Raw genomic sequence first — 10,986 nt, forward strand, 5'->3', positions numbered from 1 at the left:
GGTCGAGCGAAAAAGTATTCTAAAGAAGACCCAACAGGAATTTCAGTCGATTTGAATTTCTAAATTTCTAGACGTTGATGGCAAAGGTGCAAGTCTGAGTCTTATAGGACTTGATATTCGGGTTCCAAGAAATTGATTTTTTGATGAGATCGAGTCAGAATTTATCGGAAATTTGGCGATCGCCCTTACAGCAAGCATGGCGCGATCGCAAGCCGCTGCGTCTAAGATAGATTCTTGCTCCTCTTCGCTCCGAGATACTCTACTCAAATCCCATCACCTTGGCAACTGCTGATAAATCCGGTGCAACTCCCGACTTAACGGCGTTATTGCTATTTTTAATCGCACAATCGGGGTCTTTGAGTCCGTTTCCCGTCAGAACGCATACTACAGTAGCATGACTCGGAACGCGATCGCGCACTTTCAACAAACCCGCCACCGAAGCAGCCGAAGCGGGTTCGCAGAAAACACCTTCATGAGATGCTAGGATGCGATAGGCTTCTAGGATCTCCGCATCCGTAACGGCATTGAATTCGCCTTGACTTGCCTCCTTAGCTGCCAGCGCTTTCTCCCAGTTAGCCGGATTGCCAATGCGAATGGCAGTCGCGATCGTTTCTGGATGGGAAATGGGTTGTCCGCTAATCAAAGGTGCCGCACCCGCTGCTTGAAATCCCATCATTTTCGGCAGGCGATCGCATTTTTCCTGTTGGCGATACTGACAAAATCCCATCCAATAGGCGCTAATATTCCCTGCATTGCCTACTGGAATGCACAGCCAATCGGGAGCATTACCCAACACGTCAACAATTTCAAACGCTGCCGTTTTTTGCCCTTCCAAGCGATAGGGATTGACCGAATTAACTAGCGTAATCGGATAATTATCCGACAATTCCCGAACGATCTTTAACGCTTGATCAAAATTCCCCTCAATAGCAATAACTTCAGCCCCATAAACCAAAGCTTGAGCCAATTTTCCCATTGCCACGTAGCCGTCGGGAATCAAGACAAACGCCCGCATCCCCGCGCGGCGTGCATAGGCGGCGGCAGCGGCAGAGGTATTGCCCGTACTGGCGCAGATAACGGCTTTTGCCCCGACTTCCTTGGCCTTAGAAATTGCCATCGTCATGCCCCTATCTTTAAAACTCCCCGTGGGATTTAAGCCATCGTATTTGACGAAAACCCTAACCCCGCGACCGATGAGTTGAGAGATATAGGGAACGGGAATCAGAGGGGTATTTCCTTCAAGTAAGGTCACTACTGGAGTTGCCGCGCTAACGGGGAGATAGGGGCGATAGGCTTCGATTAACCCCTGCCAGCCAAACGTCGTTTTCTGAAGTCTGAATTCTGAAATACTCTCGTCCGTTGATTTTTGAGGTGTCAGAGGTTTAATTTCCATAAATATTCTTGCGTTCAGACTCCAGATGGCGTTATGTAAATGTATTACAGCTTACTAAAGATCCAGTCTTCTATTTTACAAAAAGATAGCGATCGTTTGTAAAAATTGAGACAGGTCATTGAAATTAGAAATTCCTAGCAAAGATTTGTTAAAATCTCCTTCATCCTTACAGGTTGTCCCAAAAGTAGAGAATGTGCAAGGTACTCTGCCGTCTCACGGCAGAGCCTGTTCGTCATGTTGGGCGTCGCGAGAGCGAAGCAAAGCATCTTATTGCACGTTTCAGTTAGATGAGAGACCAAGTTGGTCGATACTCAGAATGACAAAATGGACTTTTGGGATGTCCTCTTATACGATCCTATCGTTATTGCTTGAATGCCATGCAAAAATTATTTAACTTCTGCGTCCGCTTGAGCGCGGCAATTTCTTTGCCAACCATTTTATTAACCCTCTCGATTCCTATCCGTCCTGCCGCAGCAGAAAATGAATTTAGCGTCTGCGTTAACGAACTGATCGATCGCGGCGTTCCAGCCCAGCAAGCCGGGGTAGCCTGTTCGGATGCGCTGATTCCCAAAGAATTATCTGAGTGTGTTAGCAAAATTAGACAGGAAACCCCGATAAAGCCTGAAGAGGCTCTCAGAGCTTGTTACAGAGTCAGAAGACCCGTCGATCTGGCTAACTGCGTGGTAGATATTCATGCAGAAGTTTTATCAGCTTCGACCTCTCAAGCTAACAAGTCGGAAACTTCCGCTAAAACCAACAAGAATGAGACTTCCCAAATAACGACTCCAGAACCTCCATCCGAAACAGAAGAACCTGGCGGCATCGAACCAACCGAATCGCCAACCAAAACAGATGCAGAAGAATCTCCTTCTCTGGTGGCGTTAGACTCATGTCGTCGGAGTCTACTACCCGGTCGCCATTCTGAGTGCGTTATTGCTTTAGCTAAGAATGTCCCGAACACTTCACCAGTGACAGCAATGGCAACTTGTCTGTCGGCAGAAGATTTTCCCCGCGAGTTGTTTCCTGCCTTTACTAACAATTAATTTGAGCCAAAAATTTATGTTTGCTCCTCTAATCCTTGTGTACCATCTAAAATAGGTAGAATTTTGGCTTTAATTGTTTAAAAGTGTGGGGGGGAACGGAATCTTGGCACGAATACCGGAACAATCTCAGAACCCAAACAAACAGATGGAGATCCCAATCTTCTTAGATCCCTCGCTTTTGAGGGCAGCCCAGCGAATTTATCGAAATTATTGCGGTTTGCAAAATAAAGTAGACAGGCGACCTTGCGGAGTGGCTATTAACCGCGATACCTATCGCGGTCAACTCATTTTTCGAGAAAATCCCATTTTGCTGCCCAGAGAGTGCTTTATTCCCCTAAAGCAACTTGAAGCCGAGGTTTTTTAAACAACTTTCGACACTTGAGATTAATAATTAGAGTCATTCAAGGCGATGGACATTATGATTGTAGCGATCGCAAGTATTTTTGCTTTCGCCTTGGGAGCTTGTATTGGTAGCTTTTTAAATGTAGTTGTTTATCGCATCCCCGCAGGCTTATCCCTCATTCATCCCCCTTCCCGCTGTCCCCATTGCTTGCATCGGTTGGGTGCCACAGAAAACATTCCTGTCTTCGGTTGGCTGTGGTTGCGCGGTCGCTGTCGCTGGTGCAGAACGCCAATTTCCATGCGCTATCCTCTGGTTGAAGCAGCAACTGGCTTGTTATTCGTCCTGATATATTGGAAATTTGGTTTCAATCTAACTGCCGTTAGCTATTGGACTTTGTTGAGTTGGTTACTAACCCTATCGCTGATCGATCTCGATACGATGACCTTACCCAACGCACTGACGCAATCGGGGTTGGTGGTAGGATTGGGCTTTCATACCCTGCAAGGCTGGCAGGAGGGTCACATCGCGAGTTATTTAATGCTGGGGATTGGCAGTGCTGTTTTGGGAATCTGGCTGTTTGATGCCATCCGTTTGATTGGCTCGATCGCTTACGGACAAACGGCGATGGGAGGAGGCGATCCCAAATTGGCGGCAACGATTGGAGCTTGGTTGGGATGGAAGTATTTATTGGTGACTGGGTTCTTAGCTTGTGCGGTAGGCGCGTTAATCGGAGGAGTAGCGATCGCGTTTGGGCGACTCAATCGCAGACAGCCAATGCCATTTGGTCCGTTTTTGGCACTGGGAGCCGCCTTGACAGTGTTTTTTGGAAATGAGATTATATCGTCTTATTTAAAAATCTTTTTTCCGCTTGGAAGTTGGTGATCTTTGAGATCGCTATATCGGAGAGTATTCTTAGCTTGATACAATAAAACCTGTGTCATGGATCGTCGTAAGAACAACTCAAGCTCGCTGGGAAGCCGAACTAATGCAGCAAATACTAGCAGCTTATGACATTCCAAGTCGAGTCGTAGATATTGGAACTGGAGTTTATTGCGGTCAAGGAAGTCAAGCGGCTTTGCAAGTGCGATCGCAAGACCAGTGGACTGCCCTGCTGCTTTTGAGTTCGCCAGAAGATGAAAATTAGATATTTTATAGCAGATTCTTATGTCCTTATTTGATTGGTTTGCCAACAGACAAAAAGCAGAACCCAGTACCCAACAAAAGCAAGAAAGAGAAATTGCCGATGGATTGTGGACGAAGTGCCAAGCTTGCGGGGTGTTAGCCTACACGAAAGACCTAAAGGCCAATCAGCTGGTGTGCAGCGAATGCGGCAACCACATGTTCGTTGACAGCGACGAACGCATCCGCCAGTTAATCGATGCCAATACCTGGAAGCTGCTAGGCGAAAATTTATGTCCCACCGACCCGCTACAATTCCGCGATCGCAAAGCCTACAGCGATCGCCTCAAGGATATGCAAGAGAAAACGGGACTGCAAGACGCAGTACAAACGGGAACCGGATTAATTGACGGTCTGCCCGTTGCCCTTGGGGTGATGGATTTTCGCTTTATGGGTGGTAGTATGGGTTCGGTTGTGGGAGAAAAACTTACTCGCCTCATCGAACATGCCACTCAAGAACGCCTGCCCGTTGTCATTATCTGTGCTTCTGGCGGCGCGAGGATGCAAGAGGGGATGTTAAGTCTAATGCAGATGGCAAAAATCTCCGGCGCGCTGCATCGCCATCGAGAAGCTCGATTGCTTTATATTCCCGTACTGACTCACCCGACGACGGGGGGAGTTACGGCAAGTTTTGCCATGCTCGGAGATATTATTCTGGCAGAACCCAAGGCCACCATCGGGTTTGCAGGCAAGCGGGTCATCGAGCAAACGCTGCGAGAAAAGCTGCCCGAAGGCTTCCAGACTTCTGAATATCTCCTCGAGCACGGATTTATAGACGCGATCGTGCCTCGAACCCAGTTAAAGAAAACTTTAGCGCAGTTGATTAGCCTCCATCAACCTTTCTTCCCCGTGCTTGCTCACCTAAGTGCAGAGCATCAGCATCGGGATGAATTGGTTAAGTTGGATTCAACCCAAATTTAGCGCTGCGCTTCTTTCACCTTCGAGATTGGCAAAATGTCATTCACACAGAAGATGGCGCGGCGCGGGAAAGCGGATATCCCAACGCCAACACTTTGAAAAACTACTCGCAAGGCATCAGCATACTCAGTTGTACAACAATGTCATCAATCGTTTTGGAGAGAACTTTTCCTGAGAGTCTGGGATGATTGCCGATAATGCTAAAAACTAGCGTTCCGTAGCGAGGGTGCTCGACATAGCCAGATAAAGCCCTCACGCCCTTTAAAGTTCCTGTCTTAGCATGAACCATGCCTTGGGCTGGAGTATAGCGCATTCGCTCTCTGAGCGTGCCGCTCATGCCTGCAACGGGTAAGGAAGCCAGAAAAATATCTTTTCCTTGGGCATGGTACATTGCCTTGAGCGTCGAAACTATCGCTCTGGGCGTAGCAGCATTGCGCCTAGACAAACCGGAACCATCCGCCAAACGATAACCATTCGGATTTACACCTAATTGGGATAAGGCGGTTTTAGCGGCTTTAGCCCCGCCAATGAAACGAAATAAGACTTCTGCGTAGTTGTTATTGCTTCTTTGATTGGTAACAGTTATCCACTCGCCGATCGATCGCGATCGAATAGTGCCATAAGGATTTAGTCTTTGCAGGGCAGCAGCAGTGGTAAACAGTTTGGTATTAGAAGCAGGAATGAAATACCTATCGGCATTATGACTGTATAAAACCGTGCCATCACTCAAAGATTCGACGAGAATCCCCCAATTATTGGAATAATTGCCGATAATGGAGTTAATGCCGGGTTCTAGAAAAGCCGCGCATACCCCATTGGTTTGATTTTCTGGTGGGGGAACGTAAATATCTATAGCGTCTGCCCCGTTATAGAAAGTTGAAACAGTTTCATTAGCTAGGGCAGGATTTGACCAAGCGAAAGTCGCTGCCGTCATAATTGCCAGTGGAGTCAGCCGATGTTTTTTTTGATGCATGCGTTTTCTTAGGTGAGTAGCAGATTTAAGACTCTAGATTGTATCAGTTAACGAGAGAGTAGCGGTTTTAGCCATTCTCGAATTTTATCGAACAAATTGGAGTTATTTTTGATACTCATTCGTTCTGCCATGGAAGGAAATGGATGGAGAGATTGGTAGCGTTCGTAGGCGACATTAATTCGAGAAGTTACTTGCGTGGCATAGGGATGCTTGTTCAGATCGGGATGCCAGAGGCGAATTAGATTCTTATAGGCTTTCTCTACCTTTACGGGAGCGGCAGAGGGAGACACCCCCAAAATTTTCCACCACGGACTCGATTCATCAGCGATGAAGTCTTCTAAAAAGGATCGATCTTCATCGAGCATTGGTTGAATCTTGTCCCAGGAGATTCCATAACAGACTCGATAAACGGCATCTAATGCCTCTATCCCAATTTGCTGGCTGGCTAACTCGTGCCACTCTTTGAAAGCTCGACGCATGGCTGTCTGCACGCGCCAATCTAGATTGGCAAACTTGCCATCATCCATACAGTCTGCAAAAGCTACCAATAAGTTCCCAACTTCTTCTGTGCTTTTAGGGAGTTTGCAGAATAAATATTTTCTTCCTCCTAAAGCTGACAAGACTTGTTTGGCATAGCCTTTTGGTTCGGGTAACGCCAGCAGTAGCGACAACTCGCGACAAACCTTATCGGATTCGGGTTTATCTTTCCATTCCCAATAATGAATGCCCGGTTTTCCCAGTTGTCGAGTGTAAAACTCCTGCCACAACTCAGTTGCAATACAAGCTAGAGGAGTCATTAAAGGGGTTGCTAACTCGTAAGCTTGACCTTTGAGGGCAGTTTCTGGAGCATCTTCTAGAGGGCAAGCGAAAGGAGTCGTTAGAGGAGTGGCGAGTTGGTAAGCTTGACCTCTCAAAGAGGTTCGCGGGGCATCTTCTAAAAGACAAGCGAGTCGGTAGAATTTTCCTTTGGGAACGATTTGAGAGCGTTTAGGAATCTTGACATGGGAGCGATCGCGAGAGGAATTTTTAGACGTATAGCTAATTACAGAAGTTGTACAAATGCTTAAACCAAATAAAAAGAAACTCAGTAGGAGGTTTTCATCGATAGGAATGACTCCCATGGCAATTTTCCTCGCGCGAGTGAGGCAGGCAGCTTTGACAAGATATTTACCAGATTTTTACCAGACTCAAGGGGGTTTTGGCAATGTCGCTTTTATATTTTCTTACTTTAGGGGTTCGCGATCGCAAACTCTATTCCTACAAATTAATCTTGGATTTCGTTCCTCAAAAGCAACTTGCAACGAAATACAGGAATTCTGCAATCTTTACAGACTTTTTAAGTTAATTATGTTTGCTTTATTTATCGCTTCAAAAAATCAATAAAAATTTTGATAAAATTTAGCATATTTACATTTCTTTTATTTTATTAAACTATGCAAATTTTTCTGCATATCATAGAAATGTAGAAATATTATATTTAAGCCAATATGTTTTCTTTTAAAAAAACTATAGCCTCTCTAGCTGGAATTTTGCTGAGTTCGGTGGCTGCTGCTCCAGCTTTAGCAGAACTCTCAGTTGCAGAAATTAACTCGATTGCCAGGCAAACGACTGTTATTATTGCACCCGGACTAACACCAGAATTAGTCAAAGCCTTAGAAGAAAATCGCAATAATCCATTAGCCAGAGAAAATAACCCGGATGGAGTTTGGAATCCTGGTTCGGGAGTCATCGTTGCCAGAAAAGGAACAACTTACTATGTTTTAACCGTCACCCATAACTTTAAACAAAAAGATTTAGAACAAAACTTGCCCTACGGCATTCGCACTTGGGATGGTAAAGTTCATGTAGTCGAACAAGCCAATGATGGTAGAAAGTGCCCATTGACAGACGTACCATCTCTAAAACCCGTAACGAGATTCGGCTGTTATTCGATCGCGATTCCCAATAGAGTAGCAGGTCCCGATCTGGCTGTTGTTAGCTTTGAGAGCGAGCAAGAATATCCCGTCGCGTCTCTAGGCAACCCAACCACGATCGCAGGTACTGAAAGGATTTATGTGTCGGGGTGGCCCGATCCAGAAAAAGAACGAGATCCCCAGACAGGCAAGTGCCGGGGAAGGGTAGCTCGTCGTCAACGACGTTTGGCTTGGGGTCCCGTCACCAGAATGATTCAACCAACCGAAGGTCAAAATGGCTATAGCATTTTTTATATCGATCAAACTCGTCCAGGGATGAGTGGCGGTCCCGTGTTCGATAGCAACGGCTTAGTCATTGGCGTTCATGGTCGAGGATCGGCGGACAAAGGGCAGCTATTGAGTCAATACTGTTCTCTGAATGCCATCCAGGGTAAGCTAGCGTTAGAGTCGGAAGATGTAACTAAGACGGTATCGGAAGCAGCCACTTACGAACCTCCAATTCTGCATACTCGCTTTAGCAGCGCGCAAAATTTGAATAACTTTTTGACCTTGTGGGAGCAGCTAAAAATTAACCTCCCGTTTAATTGGCAGATTCCTTCGCGAGACTTCATTCAAAGAGCGATATCTCCTATTCAAACTAACGCAAGTGACAGTGGCGTTCTTGATGTAGCTGTCGAGAAAGATATTACAGGAGCAATTGAGGATTCTGAGGATGTTGTAGAGGATATCTACGATCTCTATACGTTCAAGCTAGAAAATCAACTTAGAGATGAGCCATCGGCAGGATGTGCCAGCATTCTGCTGGGTGACGAACGAGAACGCTGTCGTAGAGATCGATAATCCAATACTGTTCAAATTTTAACTATTCCGGCATTACATATTAGCGGAATGATTTGAGCAATATTTCTTTGCGTCTTTGCGTGAGACTATCATCCCATGATTGTGAACGCCAATTTTCCCGATCGCTTGAGGGGTCGTTAAGGATTTTCGCAATCTTCTATCTCATTATGACTAAGTTAGGTAAAATACCTCCATCTTTAAAATTAAGTGTGAGGAGGAACGATGAGGGTAAAGCTTTTCTTGCTCGGTAGTTTACTATGGCTTTTACTTCCATCTGTCGTTCGAGCAGAGTCTTTTCAGCAGACAAATTTAGAGGCGATCGCATCCAATTTTAAGAAAAATAAGTTATCAACTCCTCGACTGCGATCGACTAATTGGAGTCAATTTTATGACATAAATCTTAATAGTTTTGATGCTCAATTGTCGGCTGAGAATTTAGAAAATCGTACCCTTCCTAGGGTCGCTCAGCTCAAAACAGACAACCCAATCGTTCCGGCAACGACAGAAATAGAAGCAGAATCTCTCGCTCAGTCCAATGACGAGTCATTAGCGATCGACATTTTCTCTGACGATATCGTAGAACAGGTGACCAATGTCTCTCAGTTGCGGGACGTGCAGCCAACCGAGTGGGCGTATGAAGCGCTGCGATCGCTCGTAGAACGATATGGCTGTATTGCTGGCTATCCCGACGGGACTTTTCGGGGCAACCGGGTAATGAGTCGCTATGAATTTGCCGCCGGATTAAACGCTTGTATGAATACAATGGAGCGTCTGATACAAGAAAATGTCTCCGTCATGCGCGAAGACCTTGAGGTACTGAAGCGGTTGGGCAAGGAATTTGAAACCGAACTGGCTGCCTTGGGAGGACGAGTAGACAATTTGGAAAGTCGAGTCGCTTTTTTGGAAGACCATCAATTCTCGACGACGGTCAAGATGAATGGAGAGGTTATTTTTGGACTTGCTTTCGCTGGTGGGGGCGATCCCCCTGGAGGTTGTAGATTTGTAGAGAGCGACCTCTTTCCAGATACACAAAGAGTTAGCTGTCAAGATCGAGACGATCCGGGAACGAATACAGTTCTGGCGCACTTGACTCGCTTGGGATTGCAAGCCTCATTTACTGGAAAAGATCGCCTGCGTCTTTATTTGACAACTGGCAATTTTGATAATGGTGGTTTTACTAATCCAGAGTCGCTGAATACTTACATGGCTCGCTTATCTTACCAAGCAGGTTTAGAGAATCAGGTAATTTTGGACGAGCTAGAATATCGATTTCCCATTTTCGACGATCGCGTCGTTATTTCTGCGATTCCCTTTGGATTTAGCTTAAGCAACGTTCTCAGTGCCAACTCTCCCTACTTCGATCTCGGACGAGGTTCGATTTCCCGTTTCGGACAGCTCAACCCGATTTTTAGGCTAGGAAGCCCTTTGGATGCTGGCGTGGGAATTGATTGGTTGATTGCCGAGCCATTGCGCTTGCAAGTTGCCTACGGTACAGCAAATAGCAGCGATCCCAATGGAGGATTCTTTGGAGCAGATCGCAGCGTTTTAGGAGTACAGTTGTTAGTGCAACCCTTTGAGACAGTTGTTGCGGGACTGAGTTACGTCAATGCCTACACCAGCGACGGTCGGTTGGGAATGTTTGCTGGTAGCGTTAATGCTGAATCGACTGGGTTATGGTCTGGGGGGATTTTACCTAATCCGTTGATTCCCGATAGCGTAGTCTCGATTGGGGATTTACCCGCACAAACCCATGCAGTTGGCGCAACCCTACAATGGCGCATCACCGAGAAACTAACCTTTGGAGCTTGGGCAGGATGGACTTTCACGAATTTCCAAGATCCGGTTCCTGAATTTAGATCGGGGGTTGCAGAAACTCCTGGCGGACCGTCTCCCTTAGACTGTTTGAACAATCCTGGCTTAGAATGTCCTGTATCGCCTTCGTCTGGAGAAAAGCCTTTTGGCAACACAGTAACCTATCTATTTTCTCTCGGTCTTTCCGATCCCTTTGGTCGGGAAGGAGATTTAATGGCTTTTTTGTTTGGAATGCCGCCCAAATTAGTTAATGCAGGACCAGAAACCCAAGGCGCTAGCGTACCTTTTTTTGAACAGGTTATTAGAGAGGAAGCACCTGTTCAGGTAACAGATAATAATCCTCGCTTGGAATCGAACGTAGAATTAGAGAGGTGGTTTCGGAAAAATTTTGGCGTTGAAGATGAAGCCACATCGTTGCACTTTGAGTTTTTCTACCGCTTTAAAATCAATGACAATATCTGGATTACACCTGGCGTTTTTATCGTCACCAATCCAGGGCACATCGACAGCAACGATACCCTTTTTGTTGGAACTATTCGCACGACTTTTCGTTTCTAAGCAGTTCTGAGCTT

10 protein-coding genes are annotated in these 10,986 nt (G+C 46.0%); 7 read left to right on the forward strand and 3 right to left on the reverse strand.

The annotated features are described in order from the left end of the window. Positions 1–259: 259 nt before the first annotated feature. A complete protein-coding gene (gene thrC, locus NIES593_RS05195; protein ID WP_139253629.1) occupies positions 260–1,393 on the reverse strand; it encodes a threonine synthase in 1,134 nt (377 codons plus the stop codon). 377 nt (positions 1,394–1,770) lie between these two features. Between thrC and NIES593_RS05200 the strand changes: the two genes are divergently transcribed. The 5 genes from NIES593_RS05200 (at position 1,771) to accD (ending at position 4,879) form a co-directional block, all read left to right on the forward strand. Then, positions 1,771–2,436, forward strand: coding sequence for a hypothetical protein (locus NIES593_RS05200; protein ID WP_073598569.1), 666 nt, complete (start codon positions 1,771–1,773; stop codon positions 2,434–2,436). Between the two features lie 145 nt (positions 2,437–2,581). Beyond that, positions 2,582–2,800, forward strand: coding sequence for a hypothetical protein (locus tag NIES593_RS05205; protein ID WP_073598570.1), 219 nt, complete (start codon positions 2,582–2,584; stop codon positions 2,798–2,800). A 45-nt stretch (positions 2,801–2,845) separates the two neighbouring features. Beyond that, positions 2,846–3,661 (forward strand): prepilin peptidase, encoded by an 816-nt coding sequence (locus NIES593_RS05210; protein ID WP_073598571.1) that lies wholly within the window; start codon positions 2,846–2,848, stop codon positions 3,659–3,661. A 52-nt stretch (positions 3,662–3,713) separates the two neighbouring features. After that, a complete protein-coding gene (locus NIES593_RS05215; RefSeq protein ID WP_015145384.1) occupies positions 3,714–3,923 on the forward strand; it encodes a hypothetical protein in 210 nt (69 codons plus the stop codon). A gap of 20 nt (positions 3,924–3,943) precedes the next feature. Further along, the gene (gene accD, locus NIES593_RS05220; RefSeq protein ID WP_073598572.1) at positions 3,944–4,879 is read left to right on the forward strand and encodes an acetyl-CoA carboxylase, carboxyltransferase subunit beta; all 936 of its coding nucleotides are present in this window, start codon (positions 3,944–3,946) and stop codon (positions 4,877–4,879) included. A gap of 100 nt (positions 4,880–4,979) precedes the next feature. On the opposite strand, the gene dacB is transcribed toward accD, so the two are convergent. Together dacB and NIES593_RS05230 are read right to left on the reverse strand one after the other, a co-directional pair. Beyond that, positions 4,980–5,849 carry a D-alanyl-D-alanine carboxypeptidase/D-alanyl-D-alanine endopeptidase gene (dacB, locus tag NIES593_RS05225; protein WP_073598573.1) on the reverse strand — a complete coding sequence of 290 codons (870 nt, stop codon included), beginning with the start codon at positions 5,847–5,849 and terminating at the stop codon, positions 4,980–4,982. 47 nt (positions 5,850–5,896) lie between these two features. Beyond that, a complete protein-coding gene (locus NIES593_RS05230; RefSeq protein WP_073598574.1) occupies positions 5,897–6,970 on the reverse strand; it encodes a J domain-containing protein in 1,074 nt (357 codons plus the stop codon). Between the two features lie 366 nt (positions 6,971–7,336). On the opposite strand from NIES593_RS05230, the gene NIES593_RS05240 reads away from it, so the two are divergent. Both NIES593_RS05240 and NIES593_RS05245 read left to right on the forward strand, forming a co-directional pair. Beyond that, positions 7,337–8,602 carry a S1 family peptidase gene (locus NIES593_RS05240; RefSeq protein WP_073598576.1) on the forward strand — a complete coding sequence of 422 codons (1,266 nt, stop codon included), beginning with the start codon at positions 7,337–7,339 and terminating at the stop codon, positions 8,600–8,602. 222 nt (positions 8,603–8,824) lie between these two features. Then, positions 8,825–10,972, forward strand: a complete 2,148-nt coding sequence (locus NIES593_RS05245; RefSeq protein ID WP_073598577.1) for an iron uptake porin — start codon at positions 8,825–8,827, stop codon at positions 10,970–10,972. The last annotated feature ends 14 nt before the right edge of the window (positions 10,973–10,986 follow it).

Origin of the sequence: Hydrococcus rivularis NIES-593, assembly GCF_001904635.1 — a bacterium.
Lineage (GTDB): Bacteria > Cyanobacteriota > Cyanobacteriia > Cyanobacteriales > Microcystaceae > Hydrococcus > Hydrococcus rivularis.

Bases quoted from the DNA above. Each gene is read 5' to 3' on its own strand.
- thrC (WP_139253629.1), bottom strand. From the start codon at position 1,393: ATGGAAATTAAACCTCTGACACCTCAAAAATCAACGGACGAGAGTATT.
- NIES593_RS05200 (WP_073598569.1), top strand. From the start codon at position 1,771: ATGCAAAAATTATTTAACTTCTGCGTCCGCTTGAGCGCGGCAATTTCT.
- NIES593_RS05205 (WP_073598570.1), top strand. From the start codon at position 2,582: ATGGAGATCCCAATCTTCTTAGATCCCTCGCTTTTGAGGGCAGCCCAG.
- NIES593_RS05210 (WP_073598571.1), top strand. From the start codon at position 2,846: ATGGACATTATGATTGTAGCGATCGCAAGTATTTTTGCTTTCGCCTTG.
- accD (WP_073598572.1), top strand. From the start codon at position 3,944: ATGTCCTTATTTGATTGGTTTGCCAACAGACAAAAAGCAGAACCCAGT.
- dacB (WP_073598573.1), bottom strand. From the start codon at position 5,849: ATGCATCAAAAAAAACATCGGCTGACTCCACTGGCAATTATGACGGCA.
- NIES593_RS05230 (WP_073598574.1), bottom strand. From the start codon at position 6,970: ATGGGAGTCATTCCTATCGATGAAAACCTCCTACTGAGTTTCTTTTTA.
- NIES593_RS05240 (WP_073598576.1), top strand. From the start codon at position 7,337: ATGTTTTCTTTTAAAAAAACTATAGCCTCTCTAGCTGGAATTTTGCTG.
- NIES593_RS05245 (WP_073598577.1), top strand. From the start codon at position 8,825: ATGAGGGTAAAGCTTTTCTTGCTCGGTAGTTTACTATGGCTTTTACTT.